Source organism: Dyella sp. C9, assembly GCF_003332825.1.
Taxonomy (GTDB): domain Bacteria; phylum Pseudomonadota; class Gammaproteobacteria; order Xanthomonadales; family Rhodanobacteraceae; genus Dyella.
Window position 1 is genome coordinate 1 of the sequence record NZ_QIRF01000004.1, and the last position, 25,369, is coordinate 25,369.

General features: G+C 66.5%; 18 protein-coding genes and 2 rRNA genes. 10 read left to right on the plus strand and 10 right to left on the minus strand.

The annotated features are described in order from the left end of the window. The 4 genes from DVU99_RS06930 to DVU99_RS06945 all read left to right on the plus strand — a co-directional run. A 23S ribosomal RNA gene (locus DVU99_RS06930) occupies nt 1-303 on the plus strand; the annotation flags it as partial. A 194-nt stretch (nt 304-497) separates the two neighbouring features. Beyond that, nucleotides 498-610 (plus strand): 5S ribosomal RNA (gene rrf / locus DVU99_RS06935). A gap of 275 nt (nt 611-885) precedes the next feature. Continuing rightward, nucleotides 886-1,569: a rhomboid family intramembrane serine protease gene (locus tag DVU99_RS06940; RefSeq protein WP_114239745.1), complete on the plus strand. Its 684-nt coding sequence runs from the start codon at nt 886-888 to the stop codon at nt 1,567-1,569. Between the two features lie 9 nt (nt 1,570-1,578). Next, a complete protein-coding gene (locus DVU99_RS06945; protein ID WP_114239495.1) occupies nt 1,579-1,902 on the plus strand; it encodes a DUF1820 family protein in 324 nt (107 codons plus the stop codon). A gap of 6 nt (nt 1,903-1,908) precedes the next feature. Here DVU99_RS06945 and DVU99_RS06950 read toward each other — a convergent pair whose 3' ends face one another. From DVU99_RS06950 to DVU99_RS06960, 3 genes are all read right to left on the minus strand, one after another. Beyond that, complete coding sequence (locus DVU99_RS06950) at nt 1,909-3,033, minus strand: hypothetical protein (protein ID WP_232823495.1); 1,125 nt, start codon at nt 3,031-3,033, stop codon at nt 1,909-1,911. Nucleotides 3,034-3,102: 69 nt separating this feature from the next. Then, on the minus strand, nt 3,103-3,825 hold the full coding sequence (locus tag DVU99_RS06955) for a glutamine amidotransferase (protein ID WP_114239496.1): 723 nt from the start codon (nt 3,823-3,825) through the stop codon (nt 3,103-3,105). A 43-nt stretch (nt 3,826-3,868) separates the two neighbouring features. After that, nucleotides 3,869-5,680, minus strand: a complete 1,812-nt coding sequence (locus DVU99_RS06960) for a GspE/PulE family protein (RefSeq protein WP_114239497.1) — start codon at nt 5,678-5,680, stop codon at nt 3,869-3,871. Between the two features lie 93 nt (nt 5,681-5,773). Here DVU99_RS06960 and glyQ point away from each other — a divergent pair, with 93 nt between their 5' ends. Next, entirely contained in the window at nt 5,774-6,685 is a 912-nt protein-coding gene (gene glyQ, locus DVU99_RS06965) for a glycine--tRNA ligase subunit alpha (RefSeq protein WP_114239498.1), read from the plus strand. Continuing rightward, nucleotides 6,682-8,832 (plus strand): glycine--tRNA ligase subunit beta, encoded by a 2,151-nt coding sequence (gene glyS / locus DVU99_RS06970; protein WP_114239499.1) that lies wholly within the window; start codon nt 6,682-6,684, stop codon nt 8,830-8,832. The genes glyQ and glyS overlap by 4 nt, the downstream gene beginning before the upstream one ends. 76 nt (nt 8,833-8,908) lie before the next feature. Here the strand turns inward: glyS and DVU99_RS06975 are convergent, their stop codons facing one another. After that, the gene (locus DVU99_RS06975) at nt 8,909-9,481 is read right to left on the minus strand and encodes a helix-turn-helix transcriptional regulator (protein ID WP_114239500.1); all 573 of its coding nucleotides are present in this window, start codon (nt 9,479-9,481) and stop codon (nt 8,909-8,911) included. A gap of 742 nt (nt 9,482-10,223) precedes the next feature. Here DVU99_RS06975 and DVU99_RS06980 point away from each other — a divergent pair. Continuing rightward, on the plus strand, nt 10,224-11,093 hold the full coding sequence (locus DVU99_RS06980; protein ID WP_114239501.1) for a YbaY family lipoprotein: 870 nt from the start codon (nt 10,224-10,226) through the stop codon (nt 11,091-11,093). A gap of 206 nt (nt 11,094-11,299) precedes the next feature. On the opposite strand, the gene DVU99_RS06985 is transcribed toward DVU99_RS06980, so the two are convergent. The 5 genes from DVU99_RS06985 to mnmG form a co-directional block, all read right to left on the minus strand. Beyond that, nucleotides 11,300-13,324: an autotransporter domain-containing protein gene (locus tag DVU99_RS06985; RefSeq protein WP_114239502.1), complete on the minus strand. Its 2,025-nt coding sequence runs from the start codon at nt 13,322-13,324 to the stop codon at nt 11,300-11,302. 167 nt (nt 13,325-13,491) lie between these two features. Further along, on the minus strand, nt 13,492-15,825 hold the full coding sequence (locus DVU99_RS06990) for a Tex family protein (RefSeq protein ID WP_114239503.1): 2,334 nt from the start codon (nt 15,823-15,825) through the stop codon (nt 13,492-13,494). 87 nt (nt 15,826-15,912) lie between these two features. Then, nucleotides 15,913-16,650 (minus strand): transcriptional regulator, encoded by a 738-nt coding sequence (locus DVU99_RS06995; RefSeq protein ID WP_157971371.1) that lies wholly within the window; start codon nt 16,648-16,650, stop codon nt 15,913-15,915. Between the two features lie 318 nt (nt 16,651-16,968). Beyond that, complete coding sequence (locus DVU99_RS07000) at nt 16,969-17,733, minus strand: RDD family protein (RefSeq protein ID WP_114239747.1); 765 nt, start codon at nt 17,731-17,733, stop codon at nt 16,969-16,971. An 80-nt stretch (nt 17,734-17,813) separates the two neighbouring features. Further along, nucleotides 17,814-19,691, minus strand: a complete 1,878-nt coding sequence (mnmG, locus tag DVU99_RS07005) for a tRNA uridine-5-carboxymethylaminomethyl(34) synthesis enzyme MnmG (protein WP_114239505.1) — start codon at nt 19,689-19,691, stop codon at nt 17,814-17,816. A gap of 567 nt (nt 19,692-20,258) precedes the next feature. Between mnmG and DVU99_RS07010 the strand changes: the two genes are divergently transcribed. After that, nucleotides 20,259-20,444, plus strand: coding sequence for a hypothetical protein (locus tag DVU99_RS07010; RefSeq protein ID WP_114239506.1), 186 nt, complete (start codon nt 20,259-20,261; stop codon nt 20,442-20,444). Between the two features lie 182 nt (nt 20,445-20,626). Here DVU99_RS07010 and pepN read toward each other — a convergent pair whose 3' ends face one another. After that, nucleotides 20,627-23,284 carry an aminopeptidase N gene (gene pepN, locus DVU99_RS07015; protein WP_114239507.1) on the minus strand — a complete coding sequence of 886 codons (2,658 nt, stop codon included), beginning with the start codon at nt 23,282-23,284 and terminating at the stop codon, nt 20,627-20,629. Between the two features lie 66 nt (nt 23,285-23,350). Between pepN and DVU99_RS07020 the strand changes: the two genes are divergently transcribed. Next, the gene (locus tag DVU99_RS07020; protein WP_114239508.1) at nt 23,351-24,355 is read left to right on the plus strand and encodes an aldose 1-epimerase; all 1,005 of its coding nucleotides are present in this window, start codon (nt 23,351-23,353) and stop codon (nt 24,353-24,355) included. After that, entirely contained in the window at nt 24,352-25,317 is a 966-nt protein-coding gene (locus tag DVU99_RS07025) for a pyridoxal-phosphate dependent enzyme (protein ID WP_114239509.1), read from the plus strand. The genes DVU99_RS07020 and DVU99_RS07025 overlap by 4 nt, the downstream gene beginning before the upstream one ends. The last annotated feature ends 52 nt before the right edge of the window (nt 25,318-25,369 follow it).

A 25,369-nucleotide genomic window follows, 5' to 3' on the forward strand; every position in this document is an offset into this window, starting at 1 on the left:
CAGTTCGGTCCCTATCTGTCGTGGGCGTTGGAGATTTGAGAGGGGCTGCTCCTAGTACGAGAGGACCGGAGTGGACGTTCCGCTGGTGTTCGGGTTGTCATGCCCATGGCATTGCCCGGTAGCTACGAACGGAAGCGATAACCGCTGAAAGCATCTAAGCGGGAAGCGCGCCTCAAGATGAGATCTCCCGAGACTTCGAGTCTCCTTAAGGCACCATCAAGACTAGGTGGTTGATAGGCGCGGTGTGGAAGTGCAGCAATGCATTGAGCTTACGCGTACTAATGAGCCGTGAGGCTTGACCATATAACCCCAAGACGCTTCGCTAGAGACAACTCGTCTCAACGAGCATCTCGAAAAGAATTTCACCAGACGCTTGTCACTCGTTTACCCTTTATCCAACGCGAGATCCGTCTCGCGGAAGAGTAAAAACCAGCCATCCATGGCTGGACTCTTCAAAGTTTGAAGCCGGCGCTTTCGAGCGCTACTTCTACCCTTTCCCTGGCGGCTATAGCGCTGTGGTCCCACCCGATCCCATCCCGAACTCGGAAGTGAAACGCAGCTGCGCCGATGGTAGTGTGAATCCTCATGCAAGAGTAGGTCACCGCCAGGGGCTTTATCCCTCAAACGCCTTCCCACCCGGGAAGGCGTTTGTCTTTGCGCGATCCAAAAACACCCAGGCCCCGTCGCTGCCGCGGGGCGCGCACCGGCGGCGCTCCTACACCGCGAACCACACGCTGGCAGCACACCCGGTGTGCGACAGGCTTCAAGCCACGCGCTTCGTGCCGGTCGGCCTACCCCAACGACCGCCTCTCGGTTTGGTTGCCCGACGGGTCAATCGCCTATCATGCAAGGCTGATCGGCCGGGACCCTATGGAGCGCCAAACCGTGTTTGTCCATGTCGAAACGCGTCGTCGCCAGCACGTTCAATGGGCCACGGTGTTGCTGGTGGTCGTCTGCGTGATCAGTTTCGTCTGGCTGGCCTTGTTGCCCGCGCCGCAGCGCATGTCGATGTGGCTGGAATGGGGCACGGTGCCGGCCAACATCTTCGACGCCAAGGCTCCGCTGCTGCCGCAGCTGCACGACCCGGCCCTGCTGCGCCTTTTCACGGCGCTGTTCATCCATCTGGCCTGGCTGCATCTGCTCGGTAACCTGTTGTTCCTGGTGATCTTCGGCATACCTGCCGAGCGTGCATTGGGTTCGCTGCGCTTCCTCTTGCTGTTCGTGTTGGGCGGCATGTTCGCCAACCTGGTCGGTGCGCTGTCACTCGCTGGCGTGCGTTCCCCAATCATCGGTTGCAGCGGCGCCGTATCAGCGGTGCTGGGCACCTACATCGCGCTGTTCCCACGGGCCCGCCTCGGCCTGGTGCTGCCCTTGGGCCTGTACCTGGAATTCGTGCGCATGCCGGCCTTCCTGTTGATTGGCATCTGGGTGTTGCTGCAGCTGCTTTTCAGCTATGCCGGCGCGAGCTATGGCGCGGTGGTGTGGTGGACCCACATCGCCGGCTTCCTGTTCGGCGTGGTCTTCGCGCTGTTCTCGCGCGACGACATCGCCCGGCGCCTGCGCGGCTAAAATAGGTCCATGCGCACCAAGAAACTCTACAAGGTCACCTTCCTGCACCTGGGCAAGTGCTACGAGCTCTATGCCCGCCATGTCGCCTCCAGCAACCTGTGGGGTTTCACCGAAGTGGGTGAACTGGTGTTCGAGCCGGCGGGCGAAGGCCTGCTGGTGGATCCCACCGAGGAACGCCTGCGCGACGAGTTCAAGGACACACGGGTGCTGCACCTGCCCATGCAGTCGGTGGTGCGCATCGAAGAGGTGGAGAGCAAGGGTGCGCTGGTCATCCGCGATGCCAGCGATGGCCAGAAGATCACGCCCTTTCCGATGCCGCCGCGTGGCCGCTGAACGCGGCTACACGTGGCGGATCACGGCGATCACGATTTCCACTGCGATCAACACGATGATGGCCAGCTCCATCAGCTCGCCGCGCTTGCTCGAGGCCTCTTCGTAGAGCGCTGAATAGCTGTCGCGGATGATCGACAACTTGCGGTCGACGGCCTTGCTCACGTGGGGCACGCGGAACAGCTCCAGCGCCGAGGCATACACGCGCGCCAGATAGACGTCCTCGGTGACCTGCAGTGCGTTGTCCACTTTCTCGGTGATCTCGGTGACCTCGGCCACCAAGGTGTAGAGATGGCGCGCCAGGTCGGCGTAGCGACGCGCCGCAAACGGATTGGCCACGTTGTGCGTGGCTTCCACCAGGTCGTACATGCGCGGCAACTCGGCATCGAGCAGCTCGTCGTAGTAGCGCATTTCCAGCAGCTGTGCGTTGGCCACTTCCAGGATGTCCACCACGTCCGATTCGTCACGTGGCTCGAAGATGAAGGCACGGTCCCAGGTAAGCACGGCCAGGTCGTCGGTGTAGTAGGAGAACCGCTGCCGCAGGAGCTCCTGCCGCGCCTGCTCGGACAGCGGCCGTGTCTCGCCTGCCAGCAGGGGAACCAGGTCGAGCTCGTCGTGCAACCGTGCGGTATTGCCCACGCCCTCCAGGGACTGCACCAGGCCAAGCAAGTAGTCCTCGTGTAGTGGCTCGGTGCTGGGGCGGCGCAGCGCGGGCTGCATGATGTCCATGATCTTCTGCAGCAGGGTACTCCACACCGGACTGCCCGAAGCGATGCCCAGCGCCGCGTCCACCGCATTCACGCGGGCGCTGAAGTCATTCCAGGGAAGGTCATCGGCGGGCACTCGAATCGAGAGTGCGGCCACGCCGAATTCGTACAGCCGTGCCATCGCCGCGGCCTGCACGACGCTGCCGCCGATCTCGATCGACAGCGGTTCGAGCATCAGCTCCACCGGCGGGACACCAAATGTCATGGCCTTGGGCGAGGTGCTGAGCAGGCGGCCACGCGCGGCCAGCGTACGGGCATGGCGCGCCCACAGTGATTCCACAGCGGCAAGGTCGATGGTGTCGGCGATGTCGACCAGGCGCATCGCCATCACCGAGGCCCGGTGTACGTGTGGACGTAGCTTGTCCATCCTTGCGTGTCCCTGCCTCATCGGCCTGCGGCACTGGCCCGATTCTAGTCCGTCACGATGACGGGCAGATCACCCCGCGGCGAGGCCGTGGTGGCGGGAGAACTGGCGGAACAACCGCCTTGCCAACGGGGTGGGGGCGACCTGCTGCCAGGTGTGGTGCGGATCGAAGCCTTCGCGCCGCATGTCGTGGTGCTTGCGGCGGATGTAGGCACGCATCACGTCGGCGTTGAATTCCGGATGGAACTGCGTGCTCATCGCATGGGCGCCGTAACGCAGCAGATGGTTGGGGTCGCGCGAGGAGCTGGCCAGCACCGTCGCCCCCTTGGGCAGTTCCAGAACGCTCTGTTCGTGCGTGGCGTGGGCGCGGAATTGCGAAGGCAGCTGGCTGGCCAGCGGATCGTGCCTGGCGGCATCCAGCAGGTCGATCGAGACTGTGCCGATTTCGCGTCCACCCGGCAGGTAGTCCACGCGGCCGCCCAGCGCGTGCGCCATCAACTGATGGCCATAGCACACGCCAAACAGCGGCAGTTCGGCGTCCATCGCATCACGTATCCAGCCTGCGGTGCGTTCGCTCCAGGGCGCGCGCTCGGTGACCATGGCGGCGGAGCCGGTAATGAGTGCGCCGGCGACCTCGCTCGGCGGAGGCAGCGCCTCGTCCGCGGCCACGTCCACCACGCGGACCCGCTCGGGGGCCAGTTTGGCGCCGAGGCGGAACCAATGCGGGAAGTCGCCATGGCGCGCGCGGAGCGGTTCAGGGGCGCGGCCGGTACGGATGATCAGGACGGGTTTCATGCGGTGAATAGGTACGGCTTGGGGTGGGACAGATGATGCGCAATCACGCTGAACCGTGTTCGATCGGCGGTATCACGGTCAGCACTTCCTGCACGGTGGTAAGACCACGGGCGACCTGTTCGGCGGCGGAAATGCGCAGCGGCCGCATGCCTTCGGCCAATGCCGCGTGGCCGAAGTGGCCCAGGTCGAGCTGGGCCGAGATCAGTCCGCGCAGTCGGGGCGACAGCTGCATCATTTCGTACACGCCGGTACGTCCCATGAAGCCGGTATTGCGGCATTCCAGGCAACCGAGCGGCTTGTAGACCTTGTCCGGCAGCGGCAACTGCCAGCCGTGGGTGAGCGCGGTCCATTCATGCGGATCCTGCGTGGTTTCCTGCTTGCAGTGCGGGCACAGCGTGCGCACCAGTCGCTGCGCCACCACCCCGGTGAGGGTGGACTGGATCAGGTAGTGCGGCACGCCGAGGTCGAGCAGGCGGGTGACCGCGCTGGGCGCGTCGTTGGTATGCAGGGTGGACAGCACCAGATGGCCGGTCAGCGAAGCCTGCACCGCCATCTGCGCGGTCTCCAGGTCGCGGATTTCGCCGACCATGATGATGTCCGGGTCCTGGCGCAGCAGGGTGCGCACGCCCGTGGCGAAGTCCAGGTCGATCGATGCCTGTACCTGCATCTGGTTGAACTCGCCACTGACCATTTCGATCGGGTCTTCCACCGTGCACACGTTGAGCTCGGGGGTGGCCAGGTGCTTGAGCGTGGAGTACAGCGTGGTGGTCTTGCCCGAACCGGTCGGGCCGGTGACCAGCACGATGCCATGTGGGCGCTCCACCATCGAGCGCCACACTTCGGTTTCCACGGCGGAGAAGCCCAGCTGCGAGAAATCCTTGGCGACGATATCCGGGTCGAAGATGCGCATCACCACCTTTTCGCCGAACGCCGTGGGCATGGTGGAGATACGCAGTTCCACCTCGCGTCCGCTGGCCGAGCGCGTCTTGATGCGGCCGTCTTGCGGGCGCCGCTTCTCGGCCACGTCCATGCGCGAGAGGATCTTGATGCGCGCGGTCACCGCGGTCATCACCGGCGGCGGCAGCTCGAATACCTTGTGCATCACGCCATCGATGCGAAAGCGCAGCTGTCCGGCTTCGCGGCGTGGCTCCAGGTGGATGTCCGAGGCGCGTTGCTCGAAGGCGTACTGCAGCAGCCAGTCGACGATGTGCACGACATGGCGGTCGTCGGCGCCGACTTCGCCTGCCTTGCCCAGTTCCACCAACTGCTCGAAGTTGAGGATCGCGGAGGAGTCGTAGCCCGTGCCCTTGGCGTCCTGCGCCAGTTGGATCGAGCGCTGCACGCCGTAGAACTCGATCAGGTAGCGGTTGATGTCCAGCGGATTGGACACCACGCGCTTCACGTCGCGGCGGATCATGTGGGCTAGGTCCGCGGCCCAGGCCTGGTCGAACGGCTCGCAGGTGGCAAAGGTGACCTCGCCCGCCGCCGCCGCCACCGGCAGGATGCGGTGGCGCTCGGCATACGCACGGCTGACCACCTGGGTCACCGCTGCCGCGTTGATCTTCATCGGGTCGATCTTGAGATACGGCAGCTGGGCATGCCGGGCCAGCCATTCGGTCAGCGCCTCGAGGCTCAGCGGGCGGCCCGGTTCGCGCTGGTTGGGCAGCTTGGCGTTGGCCACCAGCACCAGCGGGTGCAGTTCCACCGTGGCGCGCCCGCTGCGGTTGCCCATGCGGACCTGCTTGGCGTCTTCCGCCAGCAGGTAGCCGTCGACCACCAGGGTAGCGAGGACCTCGTCCAGCGCCAGCCGGCTGCGACGGCCCAGCAACGACACGGTTTGCGGTGAAGCGGCCATGTGGCGATCTCTCCGGTGGGTTTTCGCCGAAAATCCAGCGGCGAAAGCGGTCCCGGCTATACTAACCCGCTTTATTGAAGCCCACGGGAAGCCATGTCCGCGCGCACCTTCCAGGATGTGATCCAGACCCTCAACCGCTACTGGGCGGCCCAGGGTTGTGTCTTGCTGCAGCCCCTCGACACCGAGGTCGGCGCCGGCACCTTCCACCCCGCCACCTTCCTGCGTTCGCTCGGTCCCGAGCCCTGGTCGGCGGCCTATGTGCAGCCTTCGCGCCGTCCCACCGACGGCCGCTACGGCGAAAACCCGAATCGCCTGCAGCATTACTACCAGTACCAGGTGGTGATGAAGCCCAACCCGGACAACATCCTGGACCTGTACATCGGTTCGCTGAAGGAACTGGGCCTGGACCCGCTGGTGCACGATCTGCGCTTCGTCGAGGACAACTGGGAATCGCCCACGCTGGGCGCCTGGGGCCTGGGCTGGGAGGTGTGGCTCAACGGCATGGAAGTAACACAATTCACCTACTTCCAGCAGGCCGGTGGCCTGGAGTGCCGTCCCGTGACCGGTGAGATCACCTACGGCCTCGAGCGCCTGGCGATGTACCTGCAGAACGTGGACAACGTCTACGACCTGGTGTGGACCGAAGGCCCGCACGGCAAGGTCACCTATGGCGACGTGTTCCACCAGAACGAGGTGGAGCAGAGCACCTACAACTTCGAGCACGCCAACGTGCCGGAGCTGCTGCGCTGGTTCGACGTGTGCGAGGGCGAAGCCAACAAGCTGATCGCCGCCAACCTGCCGTTGCCTGCCTACGAGCAGGTGATGAAGGCCAGCCACACCTTCAACCTGCTCGATGCGCGCCGCGCGATCAGCGTGACCGAGCGCCAGCGCTACATCCTGCGCGTGCGCACGCTGGCACGTGCCGTGGCTGAGACCTATGTGGCGCAACGCGAGAAGCTCGGTTTCCCGGGCCTGAAGAAGAACCTCAAGGAGCAGGCTGCATGAGCGCCGCCACCAAGCCGCTGTTGATCGAACTGGGTACCGAAGAGCTGCCGCCCAAGGCGCTGGATGAACTTTCGCAGGCGTTCCTGCGCGGCGTGTGCGACGGGCTGGCCAAGCGTGGCGTGGAAGCTTCGCTGGACCAGGCAGTGCGCTATGCGTCGCCGCGTCGTTTGGCCGTCCATATCCCGGGCGTGGCGGTGAACCAGCCGGAGCAGAGCATCGAGCGTCGCGGTCCCGCGGTGAACGCCGCGCTGGACGCGAACGGCCAGCCGGGCAAGGCGCTGCAGGGCTTCGCGCAGTCGTGCGGCGTCAGCGTGGAGCAGCTGGAAAAGCTCGAGACCGACAAGGGCGCGTGGTTCGTGTTCCGTGCCGTGAAGCCGGGCCAGCCGGTGGCCGCCTTGCTGCCGGAGATCGTGGACGAGGCGCTCAAGGGCCTGCCGATCCCCAAGCCGATGCGCTGGGGCGACCATGACTACACCTTCGTGCGCCCGGCGCACTGGCTGGTGATCCTGCACGGCGCCGACATCATCGACGGCACCGTGCTGGGCCTGGCCAGCGGCCGCAAATCGCGTGGCCATCGCTTCATGCACCCGCATCCGGTGCACGTGGTGGACGCCGACAGCTGGCTGGACGCGATGCGCGCCGCCAAGGTGCTGGCCGATCCGCTGGAGCGTCGCCAGGTGGTGCGCAGCGAAGTGGCCCGCGCGGGTGCCCAGACCGGCGGCGTGCCGCAGCTGGACGGCGCCCTGCTGGACGAAATCGCCAACCTCACCGAATGGCCGGTGGCGATCGCCTGCCAGTTCGACCGCGAGTTCCTCGCCGTGCCGCCCGAAGCACTGGTCACCACCATGGAGACCAACCAGAAGTTCGTGCCGGTGTTCGATGCCAACGGCAAGCTCACCGAGCACTTCATCGGCGTGGCCAATATCGAGAGCAAGGACCCGGCCGAGATCCGCAAGGGCTACGAGCGCGTGATCCGTCCGCGCTTCGCCGACGCCAAGTTCTTCTGGGACGAAGACCTCAAGACCCCGCTGTCCGGCTACCAGGACCAGCTGAAGAACGTCACCTACCAGCAGTCGCTGGGCAGCCTGTGGGACAAGAGCGTGCGCGTGGCCGAGCTGGCCCGCATCATCGCCAACCGTGTCGACGTGGACGCCGGCGAGGCGACTCGCGCCGCCGCGCTGAGCAAGTGTGACCTGCTGACCCGCATGGTCGGCGAGTTCCCCGAGCTGCAGGGCGTGATGGGCCGTTACTACGCCGCCCACCACGGCGAGGCGAAGGAGGTGGCCGACGCGCTGGACAGTTACTACCAGCCGCGTTTCGCCGGTGACGCCATCGCAGGCGGTGCTGTGGGCCGCGTGCTCGCGGTGGCCGATCGCCTGGATACGCTGGCGGGCATCTTCGCCGTGGGCCTCAAGCCCAGCGGCAACAAGGATCCGTTTGCGCTGCGTCGCGCGGCGCTGGGCCTGGCCCGCACGCTGGTCGAAGGCGGGCTGGAGCTGGACCTGCGCGGCAGCTTCGTCGAGGCGCTGGAACTGTTGCCCGAAGCTGCGCTGGCTGCGGGCCTCAAGCCGGGCAAGGACGGCAAGGCACCGGCACTCGACGCCGGCAAGCGGCGTGCGGCGCTGGTTGATGAGCTGTACGACTTCGTGATGGAGCGCCTGCGTGGCTACTATGCCGACCAGGGTTTCACCGGCGAGCAGTTCGAAGCGGTGCTGGCCGTGGCGCCGACGACGCTGGTCGACTTCGACCGGCGCCTGCGTGCGGTGGCTGAGTTCGGTCGACGCCCGGAGGCATTGAGCCTCGCCGCGGCCAACAAGCGCGTGGCCAACATCCTGCGCAAGCAGGCCGAGGAGGCCGGTGCCGCCCCGGTGGGCACCACGGTGGATCCGTCCCACTTCGAGGCCGACGCCGAGCGTGCGCTCGCCGCGGCGCTGGACAGCGCACTGGCCGACACCCGTGTGCCGCTGCAGGCAGGCGACTATGCCGCCGTGCTGACCCGCCTGGCCCAGTTGCAGGCGCCCGTCGATGCGTTCTTCGATGGTGTGCTGGTCAATGCCGACAACCCGGCCGTGCGCGCCAACCGCTTGGCCTTGCTGGGCCAGCTCAAGGCGCAGTTCGGCGCGATTGCGGACATCGCCCGCCTCTGAGCGCGCGGGTGCCGCCTACAAAAAACGGCAGCCCTGGGGCTGCCGTTTTTTTATGCCTGGGGCAACGCCTTCGTGATCAGGCGACGGCGACCTGGCGCCCGCGCTTCACGCGCTCGTGCAGGCGCTGGTTGAAGGCGACCATGGCGGTGGCGTCGACGTCGGTGCCGCCCGGGCCGAGGATCTCGTAGAGATCGGCCAGCATGTCGGCGTTGTCGGCCAGGGTCAGGCGGCTCTCGGCAAGATCGAGCTCGGACTGCAGGATGCGCAGCGCCGTGTTGAGGCGGTGCGGATCCATGGCCAAGCCGCTGGCGTGCAGCGTGTCAGCGGCCGTACGCAGCTTGGTGCGGTGCCGGTTGGCCGAAGCTTCGGCGTTCGGCAGCTCTTCGCCCGAAGCGATGGCGTCGGCCGTCTGGATCTGGCCTTCGCCAGCGACCAGCCACACCAGCGAGATGCCCAGGGTCTTGGCCAGGGTCACGCAACGCGCGCGGGAAGGATCGGTGTTGCCATCGCGCCAGCTGCGCACCACGCCTTCAGAAAAACCGCACATGCGGGCGATTTCGGTGACGCTGCCCACACGCTGGATGAGCACCTTGATGCGGTCCGCAAAGGTGCTGGTTGGCTCATTGGTCGAAATTTTTTGCATGTTCATCGCAGTTTCCTGGCGGATGGCGACAAGTTGTGATGAGCGTGAACCGGAAATTGGCTTTCTGAGCGTGAGGCAAGCGTGAATTGACCTTGACTACCGCACTATCTTCCACAGGTTTCGCAAGTTTTTCGGATTTCGCTGCCCCGTGGAGCAACTTCTGCCGACTTCAAGAACGCAACGGCCCCTGATTGGTAACCACCGTTTCCATGGTTCGTTCAGCTCCCAGACAGGTAGGTAAACCCTACAAGCCTTTGTAACCAGTCACATACAGCCTGGCGCCATCCGCCCCGGGGAATTTCCGAGCTGATCGGCGCCTCCTATGTACCGCAAGATACCCTTCAATAATCTTACGAAACGCGTCCGGAGGCCACACCTCCGCAGGGTTCGGCGGCGGCATTCGGATGGGCTTTCGGGCAGCTGGCGTCTGGCTTGCGCCAGAACCGGCGAAGCGCAGTGTGCTGCGAATCGGTGATTCACAACATTACGATGTGTTAATGCGACTCTTGCGGGATCGTTCGCAAGGGAAACGAGGGTTCGGCGAGGCGATTCCCCGGCCTTGGCCGCGTCGTAAGTCATGGCGGCGATTGGGTCTTTTCCCTGTGCAGGCATACGCCGGCGCATGGAGCGAACTTTTACAAGCCCTGACCTTTGGGCTATTCTGAGAACTTCCCCCGTGTAGAGTCGTGGCGTGTTGGGCGCCTGATGGTTCTCGCGCTAAGCCCTGACAGTCGATAGAGGTTTTTCCATGCGCAGGTTGGTTTGGTCGCTGATGTCGGTTGCGGCACTGGCTCTCGCCGGTTGCGGCAATTCTTCCGATTCCTCCCAGAACGCCACGCAGGGCGGTGAAACTCCCGCCTCCACGGGTACGCCGGCCAAGGCCAATGCCATTACCGGTTCGATCACCCTGCGCGACGCCAGCCAGCAGGTTTCGCCCGCGGCAAAGCTCGTGCTGACCCTGGTCGATGTGTCGGCCCAGGACGCCACGCCGCTCGCCACCAAGACGGTGGACTCGGCCAATACCTTCCCGTTGTCGTTCGAGCTGCCGTTCAATCCGGCGGACGTGAACCCGGCCGGCCTGTACGTGCTGAAGGCTGATCTGGTCGACGGCGACCGTCACTACACGCCGCCGCTGCAGACCCAGGTGCTGACCAAGGGCGCGCCGACCCAGGTGAGCATCCAGCTGGTGGCCGAGCAGACCGCTGGCGAAAAGGAGTTCGCTGCCTTCACCGCCGTGCAGAAGCAGATCGGCGGCATGAAGATCAGCAACGGCACCAAGCTCGACGACAAGGTCTCGCGCGGCTGGCAGGTGTTCCGTGAAGCGGGCGAAGTGAAGTTCATCCGTGAGCAGGTCGACTACGGCGACAAGGGCTTCACCAGCACCGATTACGCCTACAAGGACGGCAAGCCGTGGGTGGTCGTGCAGCAGAAGAAGTCCAGCAAGGATGCCAAGCCGACCTCGACCGAGCGTGCGGCCTGGGCACAGGACGGTTCGCTGGTGCTGAAGACGGAAGACTCCAACGGCAAGACCAGCCCGCTGGGCGACGACGAGGCTGCCAGCCTGCAGAAGCAGGCCGAGAGCATCCTCAACCTGGCTACGGGTGGCAAGGGCAAGTAAGCCCCCCGCCCGAGCCGGTCAAGGCAAGACACGAAAAGCCGTCCGCATCCGCGGGCGGCTTTTTTGTTGGCTGCGTTCGCGAAATGCCCCTGGGGCGCATGCGACCGAGGGTGCTGTCGTTGCTGCTGCCCCGGCCTCCCCGCCAAGCAAAAGGCCGTCCGTTTGCACGGACGGCCTTTGCCGGATGAAGCTGCCGAAGGGCTGCCTTAGAAGGCGTACTTCATGCCGAGGTTGATGCTGTTGTACTTCTGGCTGTCGTCGCTGAAGTGGCCGCTATACCCGACCCAGCCGGTGAGCGCCTTGCTGAACTGCGCGCTGAGGCCGATATCGGCGGTACCCCAGTTCTTGTCCGGCTGGAAACCGGCCATTTCGAACGAGCCCGGCATGCCGGTGAGGCCCGCCGTGATGTAGCGCTGATCCGCCTTGCTGTCGTAGTTCCAGGCGATTTCCGCATACGGCTGCAGCATGGTGTTGCCGGCCTGCCAGTGGCCTTCCAGGCGCCAGCCGAGGGTGGACACCTGCGAGTCGCGCTGCTGGTTGCCGAACCACATCGAGGTGCTGTCGCTGCTGGACTCGCTGTAGCCGTTGACCTTGACCGACTGCCATTCGACCGTGGCGAACGGACCGGTGCGCAGGCTGGACACATCGAACCACCAGCCGCCGGTGACGCCGCCACCGACGTGGTTGCCGTCGGCCTTGGCGGTCTCCTGGCGCAGCATGGAGCCGAGCTGGATGTCGCGCTGGATGTTGGAGAAGTTGTCCTGGCCAAAGTCGACGTAGCCGCCGATGTAACCGCCGCCCTGCGAGTAGGTCAGGTAACCCAGGCCGGAAACATCCTGCAGCTTGTAGCCGCCGCCACCGGAGTAGTCGGCATTGTGCTGGCCGATGTTCATGGCCACGCCGCCCGACACGTTCTCGTTGAAGCGCACGTCGGCACCGAAGGTCAGGTTGACGTTGTCGCTGGAGGTGCGCGGCGAACTGCTGGAGCCATCGAAGCGCTGGTCGCCGTAATCGATGTTGGCGAACACGCGGGTATCGCTGCCCTGGTTATCGGCAAGCATCTGGTTGCGGATTGCGCGGTTCTGCGCCTGGATCGAGGCCAGCGGGGCTTCGGCCAGCAGCGAGGCGTAACCCGGCGCGTTGAGGATGGACACCACGTACTGGCCGAGCATCACGTCGGCGCCGGTGGTCGGATGCACGCCGTCGGCGAACAGGTAGGTCTGGTTGGTGCCAGCTGCATACGTGTACGGTAGGCCCGAACCGGCTGGGCCGCACTCCAGCGAACTGGCGCCCACGCCGCAGGCCGGGGCGGTCACGTTGGTGAAGCCGTAAGCGCCGGGGTTGGCAATCACTTCGTTGAACAGGCTGTAGATGTTGACTGGAACGATGCCCTTGCCCAACTGCGCGAGGCCGGCATTGAGCTGGCCGTTGAAGATCTGGCTGAGGCCCGTCAGTGCGGTGGCTGCGGTGGTGCCTTCCTCGAGGGCGTCGGGGATCAGGCCCATGTTGGGCAGGTTGAACACCAGGATGTTCTTCACGCCGGCGGCCTGCAGCTGGCCGATCAGCTTCACTTCCTGCTGGGCGGCGGCGACGATGGAGGCCTGGGCCTGGTCAGAGGTCATGAAGCCCGATACGCCCGCCGCCGCCAGCACCTGCTGGGTGACGGCGGTGGTGACCTGCTGGGTGATGGTAGGGGTCAGCGCGGCGATCTGGCTGGCCGAATAACCGGCCTGCTGGAGGGCGGCGATCTGCGCGGCCACGTTCTGCTGGATCAAGGTTTCTGCAGTGGCACCCGCGCCCGCGGCGGTGGCCGCATAGAAGATGTCGTTGCCGCCGCCCCAGATGGAGTACAGGGCCTTGCTGTCGACCTTGCCGGCAGCAAGGTAGGCATTGATCTGGGTGGTGATGGTCGGCACGGCGGACGGCGTGCCCGGCGAGTTGTTCAGCAGGCCGGCGCCGCCCCAGGCGTAGTCGGTACCGCCGGCCAGCGAGGCGGTCAGGTTATAGCCATAGTAGCTGGCCACGTTCTGCACGGTCACCGAACCCGGGTTGGTGGTGAACTTGAGCGGCGGCTGGACCGACGGGTTCGTCGCAAGCGAGATATTGCCGGCATCGCTGAGGCTGTCGCCGAACACGATGACGCTGTTGAACTGGGAGCTCGAAGCCATGGCGGACGAGCTGAAGATCAGGGCGGCGGTAATCGCGCCGGCGATAAGGCGAGTACGGGGCATGTCGGTAACGCTCCTGGACCGAGGGGTCATTGTTATTCCCGCGTTACGGTAATGCATGCCCATACGTCAGCGCATGCTGCGCCGCATCGCGGTTTGCCGGGGCCACCCGGCGGGGCGTGGAAACCCGCGAAAGCGCCTCCCCGGCGCTTCCGCGAGTCAGGCGGGGCTTAGCGCTTCATGGCCCGGGACAGGGCGTCGGCAAAAGCGCTGTTGGCCGGGGTCGGGGTCGGCTTGGGAGCTCCGCCGCCCGGGCGCGGGCCGCGGTTGTCACGCGGACCACCCTTGGGGGCGTCGTTGCCGCCTGCCGGGCGGCCGCCTCGGGCCTGCTGGCCGGGTTCGTCGTCCAGGCGCATGGACAGGCCGATGCGCTGGCGCGGCAGGTCGACCTCCATCACCTTCACCTTGACGATGTCGCCGGCCTTCACCGCATCGCGCGGGTCCTTCACGAAGGTGTGCGAAAGCGCCGAGACGTGGACCAGGCCGTCCTGATGCACGCCGATGTCGACGAAGGCGCCGAACGCGGCCACGTTGGTCACGCGACCTTCCAGCACCATGCCGGGGCGCAGGTCCTTCAGGTCTTCCACGCCTTCGGCGAAGCTCGGCGCGACGAACTCCGGACGCGGGTCGCGGCCGGGCTTCTCCAGCTCCTTGAGGATGTCGCGCACGGTCGGCACGCCGAAGGTCGAGTCGGTGAACTGCTCGGCCTTGAGGCTGCGCAGGAAGCTGGTGTCGCCGATGATCGAGCGCACTTCGCGGCCGCACTGGGCGATGATGCGCTCGACCACCGGGTAGGCTTCCGGATGCACGGCGCTGGCATCGAGCGGGTTGTCGCCGTTGGGCACGCGCAGGAAGCCCGCGCACTGTTCGAATGCCTTGTCGCCCAGGCGCGGCACCTTCAGCAGTGCCTTGCGGTTGGCGAACGGGCCGTTGGCGTCGCGGTGCTTCACCACGTTCTCGGCGACGCTGGCGCTGAGGCCGGCCACGCGCGAGAGCAGTGCGGCCGACGCGGTGTTCACGTCCACGCCCACCGCGTTCACGCAGTCCTCGACCTTGGCGTCGAGCGCGCGCGCCAGCTTCACCTGGTTCACGTCGTGCTGGTACTGGCCTACGCCGATCGCCTTCGGCTCGATCTTCACCAGCTCGGCCAGCGGATCCTGCAGGCGGCGTGCGATCGACACGGCGCCGCGCAGGCTCACGTCGAGGTCGGGGAATTCCTTGGCGGCGGTTTCGGAAGCCGAATACACCGAGGCGCCGGCCTCGCTCACCACCACCTTGGACAGCTTGGCGTCGGTGAGCTTCTTGATCAGCTCGCCGGCGAGCTTGTCCGTTTCACGCGACGCGGTGCCGTTGCCGATGGCAATGAGGTCAACGCCATGCTGCTTGCACAGCTTGGCCAGCTGCACCAGCGATTCGTTCCATTGCCTGCGCGGCTCATGCGGGTAGATGGTGTCGGTGGCGAGCAGCTTGCCGGTGGCGTCGACCACCGCTACCTTCACGCCGGTGCGGATGCCCGGGTCCAGGCCCATCACCGTCTTGGCGCCGGCGGGCGCGGCGAGCATGAGGTCCTTGAGGTTGTCGCCGAACACGCGGATCGCTTCGTCCTCGGCGCCTTCGCGCACGCGGCCGAACAGGTCCAGCGTGAGGTGCAGGTGCAGCTTCACGCGCCAGGTGAGGCGCACGGTTTCGCGCAGCCATGCATCGGCCGGGCGGCCGCGATCGAGGATGCCGGCGCGTGAGGCCACGCGGCCCTCGCCTTCCAGGTGGCCTTGCTCGGCATCCACGTTCGGCGCCAGTTCCAGTTCGATCACGCCCTCGTTGCGCGCGCGCATCAGCGCGAGCAGGCGATGCGAGGGGATCTTGCCGATGGGTTCGACATGGTCGAAATAGTCGCGGAATTTCGCACCCTCGTTTTCCTTGCCTTCGACCACCTTGGCGCGGATCTGGCCCTTGTCCCACAGCCAGTCGCGCAGCTCGCCGAGCAGGCCGGCATCCTCGGCGATGCTTTCCATCAGGATCGCGCGGGCGCCGTCGAGCGCGGCGCGCACGTCGGCCACGCCCTTCTCGGCGTCGACGAAGGATGCGGCGAGGGCGTCGGGTGATTGCGTCGGGTCGTCGCGCAGCGTGGTGGCCAGCGGCTCGAGGCCGGCTTCGCGGGCGATCTGCGCCTTGGTGCGGCGCTTGGGCTTGTAGGGCAGGTACAGGTCTTCGAGGCGGGCCTTGGTGTCGGCGCTGAGGATGTCGCCCTTGAGCGCATCGGTCATCTTGCCCTGTTCCTCGATGCTCGCGAGGATGGCGCTGCGCCGTTCCTCCAGCTCGCGCAGGTATCGCAGGCGCTCTTCCAGCAGGCGCAGCTGGGTGTCGTCGAGGCCGCCGGTGGCTTCCTTGCGGTAGCGCGCGATGAACGGCACGGTGGCACCGCCGTCGAGCAGGTCCACCGCGGCGTGGACCTGTTCCGGCTTGGCGGCGATGTCCTGGGCAATACGTTGTTCGATGCTGAGCATGGTACTGAAACGATTCCTGTGCGTTCGACAAGACGGCACGCGCGAACGCGCGCCGGGCTGCCGATGATAGCAAGTCGTTCCCCGCACTCACCCGCGCGCGGCGGGAGCCTGTTCTGGCCGCAGCGACAGATAGCCGGTTGCACGCAGCTCAGGCGGCTGTGCATCGGGGTCATCGGGGTAGCCGGTGGCGACGCGATGGTGATGCGGCCAATGGCGGGGTTGCAGGCTGCGTTGGTCCATGCTGTGCGCAAAGGGCATCAGCACCAGCGCGGGGCGTGGTGACAGGCGAGGCGAGGACAGGGAGCCTCGCGGAGGATGCCACAGGCTCACCACGGCCAGCACCGCCACCAGCACCACCAGGGTGATTGCCGCAGCCAGCCACTGCAGCGGCGGTGCATGCTCGCGGCGTCGCGTGCCGGCGGTTGGCTTGATCTCCGGATGCGGCTGCGCGGGATCGTTGGCGGCCACCTCCGGCATGGACGCCGCGGGGATGCGGCGCACCTCACCGATGAAGCGGTAGCCAAGGCTGTGGACGGTGGCGATGTAACGGGGATCTCCCGCACAGTCGCCCAGCGAATGGCGCAACTGCGAGATCGCGCGGGTCAGTACGCCGGGCGTGACGTGGCGATGGCCCCAGGCTGCGTCGAGCAGCTCGTCCTTGGCGACCACTTCGCCGGCCTGCTGCAGCAGCACCACCAGCACGGCGTACGCCTTTGGTTCCACCGAAAGCGCCACGCCTGCGCGTTCGAGGCGATGCGCGCGGGGCTCGACCACGATGTCGCCGCAGTGATAGATCCAACCACTGTCTGCGTGTGTCTGGGCCATGACCATGCCAGGTGCGCGGCCCCCTGCACGAGCAAGCTTGCACTCATTACCGGCGCCGCGCATCCGCCATAGGTCATAACGCTTGCATTGGCACGCGTGATGCGGGAGCAATCGTGCGCGAGGCGCGTGCATCGCGTGGAGCGTCGTGGCCAACTATGCGTTCGCATTGCGTGTGCACGCATGCAAGCGTGGTGTGAACGTCGCGTCCCCACGATGTAATCAGGAGTACGCTCTCATGCGGCAAGAGCGTCTCAGCTGCTGGTGATGCCTGCGCGAATCACGAAGTAAAGCGCGCAGGCATCGCGCACTTCGCATGCGTCAGGCGTTGAACGATCCGTGGCCGCGGTCGGTGTCTGGATTCACCGGCGCGCCATCGTCCACGCGGCCATTGACCACCAGCGTGCGCGCCATCAGGTCGTGAAGTCCCTGTTTGCGCTCCGTCCAGGCCACCGCGATGTAGCAGACGAACGGGATCAGGCCGGTGAGCATGTTGAACAGGCGTACCGCATTGCGCAGTGCCGCGCGACCCAGCGACAGGCCGCGGCCATCGAGATCGGTGACGCGCAGGCGCAGTGCGAGCTTGCCCGGCGTGGCTTGCCAGCGCGAGGCCTCGAACAGCGTGTAGTAGAGAAAGCCGATCACCGTCACGGCGATGTTGGGGCCTTGGGTGGCGTCTGCGTAATCGCGGATCGCGGTGCTGACATCGGGGTTGCTCGCCAGCTGCACGCGCATGTGCTCGTAGGCCTCCCAGCCACCGAGCAGATAGAACGCGATGGTGGACGGCACCATCAGCACGCACAGGTCGATCACCCATGCACCGAAGCGTTGCCAGAAGCTCGCGTAGTCCACGCGCGCCGCGGCGGTGGCAGTGGCGGTCGCTGCCTGGGGCAGCGGGGGCACGAAGCTGCCTGCGTCGCGTTGGAGCTCATCGGGAAACAGGCTGGAGAGCGGCTGCCAGTCCGACAGGCCTTCGTACCAGCCTAGGTCGTCGGGGCTCACCTGGCCACTGCGCAGCCACTGGCGTACGTCCACTTCCTTATAGGGGCCGTGTCGCTCGCCGTCCCGTCCGATCCAGACTTCCATGATGTGCTCCGAGATGATCTTTGCGCCCGCCATCATGCCATGCGCGCGTGGCCTTCGGTGGCCGGTGCAGCGCCGCTCATTCAGGCCGCATCGCGGCGCTTGAGGTGTACCAGCAACAGTGAAATCGCGGCCGGCGTCACGCCACTGATGCGCGAGGCCTGCCCGATCGTTTCCGGCAGTGCGCGCTTGAGCTTGAGCAGCACTTCGGCCGACAGGCCGCGTACCTTGTCGTAGTCGAAACCGGAAGGAATCGCGGTCTGCTCGTGACGGCGCTGGCGGTCGATCTCCTCGCGCTGGCGGTCGAGATAACCTGCGTATTTGGTTTGCACTTCGACCTGCGCCGCCACGTCCTCGTCGCCGACGGCCGGACCGATGCCTTCCACGGACGTCAGGCTGGCGTAATCCAGCTCGGGTCGGCGCAGCAGGTCCAATGCGTTGGTCTCGCGGCTCAGCGTGATGCCGAGCTGGCACGCGAGCTTCGCACCCAGGGCATTGGCGGGCGCTGCCCAGATCGCGCCAAGGCGTTGCGTCTCACGCTCCACCGCGTCGCGCTTGGCGCGCAGCGCATCGAAGCGCGCCTGCGGCACCACGCCCAGTCGATGACCGGTCTCGGTGAGCCGCAGATCGGCGTTGTCCTCGCGCAGGTGCAGCCGGTACTCCGCGCGCGAGGTGAACATGCGGTAGGGCTCGATGGTGCCGTTGCTGGTGAGGTCATCGATCAGCACGCCGATGTAGGCCTCGTCGCGGCGTGGATACCACGGCGCCTCGCCCTTCACCGCCAGCGCGGCGTTGAGGCCGGCGATGAGGCCTTGGGCGCCCGCCTCCTCGTAGCCGGTGGTGCCATTGATCTGGCCGGCGAAGTACAGGCCGGGAATGCCCTTGGTCTCCAGCCAGGGGTGCAGCCCGCGCGGATCGAAATAGTCGTACTCGATCGCATAACCCGGCCGCGTGATGTGCGCGTGCTCGAAGCCCTTGATCGAACGCACCAGGGCCAGCTGCACGTCGTAGGGCAGCGAGGTGGAGATGCCGTTGGGATAGATCTCGAAGGTGTCCAGGCCTTCGGGCTCGATGAAGATCTGGTGCGAGTTCTTCTCGGCGAAGCGCACCACCTTGTCTTCGATCGAGGGGCAGTAGCGCGGGCCGATGCCTTCGATCTGGCCGCTGTACAGAGGCGAGCGATCCAGCGCGCCACGGATCAGCTCATGGGTGTGCTCGCTGGTGTGGGTGATCCAGCAGCTGACCTGGCGCGGATGCTCCGCGCGCGAGCCCAGGTAGGAGAACACCGGGGCCGGATCGTCGCCGGGCTGCTCTTCCAGGCCGGTGAAGTCGATGCTGCGCAGGTCGATGCGCGGCGGCGTGCCGGTCTTCAGGCGGGCGGCGGCCACCGGCAGTTCGCGCAGCTTCTGGGCCAGCGTGCTGGCCGGCGGATCGCCGGCACGGCCGCCGGCGTACTGCGCGGGGCCGATGTGGATCTTGCCCGCCAGGAAGGTGCCGGCCGTCAGCACCACCGAGCGGGCATGGAACTTCAGGCCCATCTGGGTCACCACGCCGGTGACGCGCCCGCCCTCAAGGATCAGGTCGTCCACGGCCTGCTGGAACAGCTCCAGGTTCGGCTGGGTCTCCACCATCCGGCGGATCGCGGCCTTGTAGAGGACGCGGTCGGCCTGGCAGCGCGTGGCGCGCACGGCGGGGCCCTTGGAGGCGTTGAGCGTGCGCCATTGGATGCCTGCGAGGTCCGCGGCATGGGCCATCGCGCCACCCAGGGCATCGATTTCCTTCACGAGGTGGCCCTTGCCGATGCCGCCGATGGCTGGATTGCAGCTCATCTGGCCGATCGTCTCGATGTTGTGGCTGAGCAGCAGGGTACGCGCGCCGGTACGGGCCGCGGAGAGCGCCGCCTCGGTGCCTGCATGGCCGCCGCCGATCACGATGACGTCGTATGGAGTGGGATGAAACATGACGTGACTGCCCTGGAAGCGCAGGAATGGACCAAAAACGACGCTAATGGTAACGCCAGCGGGTATCGCCAGGCTTGGCACGCTTCCTGCTTTCCCTATCCTGCACTTTCACGGGCAGAAGCTGCGCGATAACGCGCGCCGAGATCGAACGACAGGGGTTCGATTGCGTGCCGGGAGAGGAAGCAAGACGGCGCCCCTTGGGGCGCCGTCGTTTTTTTTGGGCCTGGAGCGCCGGTGGCTGCTTCCTGGGCCAGATTTAAGATCTGGCGCCCGGCGGTCTCAGGAACAGGGGGAATCCAGGATGACCGTGTTGCCGGGCGCCAGAAACCGGGAATTTCGCCGTCTGGCAGCAGCCGGAGCTGCTTGTCTTGGAACGGATATTTACGCCTGCCGCGTGAACGTGAAGTGACTAAAACGCCTGTTTGTGCCGAGTCTTGGCACCTCGTGACGTACAGCGTCAATCCGTGATGCACGCACTTATCGAGTGTGATTCCCGTCACATTGCTGGCACGGGCGTTGCTTCCCAAGACAAGCCAGCCAAGGCAACCGTACTGGGGGACTCACGTCATGGAATTGAGTATCGATTTCCAACCGGTCTATCAGCATCACGATCTGCTGATCGAGCTTGGCCGTGTCGAAATGGCCATGGAACACCTCGAGGACCGCAGCGAAAAGGAGCGTCAGAGCTTGCGTCCGCGTCTTCTGTCGCGCATGAGCCGTTTGCGCGACGAGCTGCAGCGACTCGAAGTGTGACGATAGAGGGTGTGGTTGGGCGTCTGGACGTCCAGACGTCCTGGCAGATTCAGGTGTGAAGCATGTGCGTTACGGGCGTGCCGGAACACAAGCCGCCGGCCGCCCGCCTCCCGTTGATGACATTACGCCCGGGTGCCCCGTCGAAGACGGGTCGCACTCGGGCGCTTTCTTCATGAGGCCGCTTACCCGTGCAGCATGCTCTGCACGATCTCGGTGAGATTGCGCGAAAGCCCGGGCTGTGCGGCCAGCGAGGCGATCGCTGCGCGCGCGGCGGCATGGCGCACCGGCTCGAGGCGCTGCCATCCGTTGAAGGCCGTGGCCAGTCGGGCCGACACCTGCGGGTTAAGCGCGTCCAGTTGCTGGAGTCGTTCGGCCAGCAGCTGGTAGCTGCTGCCATCGACACGATGGAAGCCATCGGGATTGCCGCGGGCCCATGCACCGAACAGCGCGTTGACCCGATTGGGGTTCTTCAGGGTGAAGGCCGGGTCGGTTTCCAGCGCGCGCACGCGCTCGAGCACGAATTCGCCCGGCAGCTGCGCCTGCACCGAGAACCACTTGTCCATGGCGAGCGGATTGTCGGCATAGCGCTCGCGGAAGTGCAGCAGCGCGGCGCGCGCCTGCGGCGCGTTGCCCCTGACCAGCACCGACAACGCAGCGAGGCGATCGGTCATGCTGGGCGCGTTGTCGTACTGCAGGGTGGCCAGCGTATGGGCCGCCCAGGGATCGATGCGCGCCAGCAGTTCCAGCACGCGGCGCTTGAGGCGTCGCTCGCCCTGCGCGGCGGCGTCGAGCTTGAGGCTGGTGTGCGCCGCCAGTGCGTCGTAGCGCTGCTGCAGGGACTCGCGGCCGATGCGTAGCGCAAGACTTTCCAGCAATTGCTGGCGCAGAGCATGCACGTGCGAGGGGTCGACCTGGCGCTCGCGTTCGGCCAACTCGATCTCGCCCGGCGGAGTCAGCAGGTCGGCGAGCAGGGCCGGATCCAGCGTGGTCTCGCCGAACAGCGCATTCAGCGCATCGCACCAGGCGTCCAGTGCATCCGCGCTGTCGCCGTCGCGCAGGTTGTCGTAGGCGCGCGCGGCGAGCTGCTGGCCGGCTTCCCAGCGATTGAAGCCGTCCACGTCGTGGCGCAGCAGCAGCGCAAGGTCGGCGGGCGCGTAATCGCATTCAAGGATTACCGGTGCGGAGAAACCGCGCAGCAGCGAGGGCACCGGCGCGGTATTCACCTGCTGGAACACGAACGACTGCTCGGCGCGGTCCACCACCAGCACGCGCTCCGTGGCGCCGGCGCCGGCCGCGCTCTCGCCCGCCAGGTGCAGTGGGATCATGTGGCCGTCGCGATCGAATAGGGCGAGCTTGACCGGTATCGGCAGCGGCTGCTTGTGCGACTGGTTTGGCGTGGGCGGCGTGTGCTGGGACAGGGTCAGCGTGTAGCTGCGATGCGCCGCGTCGTAGTGGCCGCGTGCGGCCAGCCGCGGCGTGCCGGCCTGCGCGTACCAGGCCAGGTAGGGCGTGAGGTCGATGCCGTTGGCCTCGCCCAGGTCGCCAAGAAAATCCTCCAGCGTGGCGGCGCGGCCGTCGTTGCGCGCGAAGTAGCGGTCCATGCCGCGGCGGAAGCCGTCGCGTCCCAGCCGGCCGGCCACCATGCGCACCAGCTCCGAGCCTTTCTCGTAGACGGTGGCGGTGTAGAAATTGTTGATCTCGCTGTACTGCGCCGGACGTACCGGGTGCGCCAGCGGGCCGGCGTCCTCGGGGAACTGCGCGCGGCGCAGCAGCGCGACGTCCTCGATCCGCTTGAGCGGCGCCGAGTTCATGTCGGCCGAGAACTGCTGTTCGCGGAACACGGTGAGGCCTTCCTTCAGCGACAGCTGGAACCAGTCGCGGCAAGTGACGCGGTTGCCGCTCCAGTTGTGGAAGTACTCATGCGCGACCACTGCTTCCACCGCGCGGTATTCCTCGTCGGTGCTGGAGTCGGGATCGGCCAGCAGGTACTTGGCGTTGAAGATGTTGAGGCCCTTGTTCTCCATCGCGCCCATGTTGAAGTCATGGGTGGCGACCACGTGGAACACGTCCAGGTCGTACTCGCGGCCGTAGGTGTCCTCGTCCCAGCGCATGGAGCGCTCCAGCGCGTCCATCGCGTAGGCGCAGCGCTCGATGGCATCGGGCTCGGCCCAGATCACCAGCTTCACTGCACGGCCGCTGCCGGTGACGTAGTCGCGTTCGATCTTCTGCAGGCGTCCGGCCACCAGGGCGAACAGGTAGCTGGGCTTGGGATGTGGATCGACGAAGCGGGCCCAGTGGCGACCGTCGTCCAGCTCGCCGTGGCCATCCGGGTTGCCGCCGGCCAGCAGCACGGGAAAGCGCTCGCGGTCGGCGCGCAGCGTCACCGTATAGCTGGCCAGCACGTCCGGCCGGTCGGGGAAGAAGGTGATGTGGCGAAAGCCCTCGGCCTCGCACTGGGTGAGCAGGAAGCCGCTCTGGCGCGGGCCGGACAGGTACAGGCCTTCCAGCGCGGTGTTGGCGGCCGGATTGAGCCGCACGCGGGTCTCCAGCACGCTGCCGTCGCGGGCGCCGTCCACTTCCAGCACGTTGCCCGCGTAGCGCCAGGCGCCTTCGGGCACGGGCTGGCCATCCAGCGCGATCGACAGCAGCTCCAGCCCCTCGCCGTCCAGGCGCAGTGGCTCATGCGGGTGCGGGGTACCGGCCAGCTGCAGGCGCGAGGTCACTTCGGTGGCGTCGATGCCCAGGTCGAAGGTCAGCTCCACCTGCGAAACGCGCCAGGCGGGGGCGCGGTAGTCGCTGAGGCGGATCAGGGTAGGAGAGGCGTCGCTGCGAGTCGTCATGGAGAGCAGTGGGGCTGGTTGGACCGATCAGGCTAACATGCGGTCCTTTCCAGGCAGGACAAGTCGATGGTGCAGTTTCTTGCAGAACGCGGCCGGCTGGGCAGCCACGACATCGTGGTGCTGGCCGATCCGGGCCGGGGGCGCCGGGTGCGGATCGCGCGGCGCGGCGCCACCGTGCTGGGCTTCGAGGTGACGCTGGGTACGGCCAGCCTGGACATTGCCGATGGCTATCGCGACGCCGGAGAACTGGACACCCGTCCCAGCTCGCGCTTTGCGGTGATGGTGCCGTTCGCCAATCGCATCGACGACGCGCGCTATGTGTTCGACGGCGAGCCCTACGACCTGCAGCCGGGCGTGGAGGGCGCCTCGCGCGCCGCCCGGCATGGTTTCGTGCGCGGGGTGGAATTCGAGGTCGTTGCCTTGTCCGCCGACGGCGAGAGGGCGCAGGTGACCTTCCGCACCCATGCGATCCGGCCGGGCGTGCATCCGGGTTACCCGTTCGCCATCGACCTTGACGTCACCTACGCGCTGGACGCGCGCGGCCTCACGGTGGAGGCGCGCATGCGCAACGTGGGTAGCCACGCGGCGCCGTGCTTCTTCGGCTGGCATCCGTACTTCCGCCTGGGCGATGGCGCCATCGATGGCTGGGAGTTGCAGATTCCGGCCGAGAGCGTGGTGCGTACCGACGCCGATTACATTCCCCTGCGTGGCGATGCGGCGCGCGTACCGCTGGCGCAGGAGCCCGGGCTGGACTTCCGCCAGGCCCAACCGATCGGCGCGCGCGCGCTCAACCATGCCTTCGCCGAGCTTCGCGCCGATGCGGACGGCCGTGCGCGCACGCGCCTGCGCGACCCGGCGAGCGGGCTGGCGATCGCGGTATGGCAGCACGCCGGCGTGATGCTCGCCTTCACCGCCGACACGGTGACGCGCGATGTGCGTCGTTCGGTGGCGCTGGAGCCGATGGAAAGCTGGGCGGATGCGTTCAATCGTCCCGATTGCGCGCAGGCAATCCGGCTCGACGCCGGCGCCGAGCGCGTGTTTGCCTGCGGCGTGGAGATCGAAGGCGCATGAGTACGTCGTCCCATCCGGTACAGCCGCCGACCTTTGCGCAGGTGCAGGAGGCCGCTGCGCGCATCGCACCGTATGCCGTGCGCACCCCGGTGCTGCGCAGCGCCGCCCTCAATGCGCTCAGTGGCGCGGATCTGCACTTCAAGTGCGAGAACCTGCAGCGCGGCGGTGCCTTCAAGTTCCGCGGCGCCTGCAACGCGGTGTGGTCGCTGGACGATGCGCAGGCCGCGCGCGGCGTGGTCACGCACTCCTCCGGCAACCATGGCAATGCACTGGCGCTGGCCGCGGCCACGCGTGGCATTCCCGCGCACGTGATCGTTCCCGATGGCGCAGTGCGCACCAAGGTGGAGGCGATCGAACGGGCAGGCGCGATCCTGCATCGCTGCGCGCCGACCCAGGCCGCGCGCGAGGCCAAGGCAGAGGAGGTGCGTGCGGCGACGGGTGCTGAATTGGTGCATCCCTATGCCGACGGACGCGTCATGGCCGGCCAGGGCACGGCCGTGCTCGAACTGCTCGACCAGGTCGGCGAACTCGATGCCGTCATCACGCCGGTGGGCGGCGGCGGGCTCAACGCCGGCACCGCCATCGCGGCACACGGCGTGTCGCCGCGCATCGTGGTGCACGGTGCGGAGCCGCTTGGTGCCGACGACACTGCGCGTTCGCTGGCGGCGGGGCAGCGGGTGGGGCCGTTCGTGCCCGATACCATCTGCGATGGCCTGCGCACGCTGATCGGCGAAGCCAACTTCGAAGCGCTGCGCATGCATCGCGTGGAAGTGACCACGGTGAGCGACGAGGAAGTGATCGCTGCGATGAGGCTGCTGTGGAACGAGCTCAAGCTGGTGGTGGAGACATCCAGTGCCACGGTGCTGGCGGCGGTGCTGAAGCGGCCGGAGCGTTTCAAGGGGCAGCGCGTGGGTTTGATCCTCACCGGTGGCAACGTGGATCTGGACGCGTTGCCCTGGTGACACCGCTATGGTCGCGAACAGGGTGCGCTCCTACAGGGAGATCGGAGCCGCC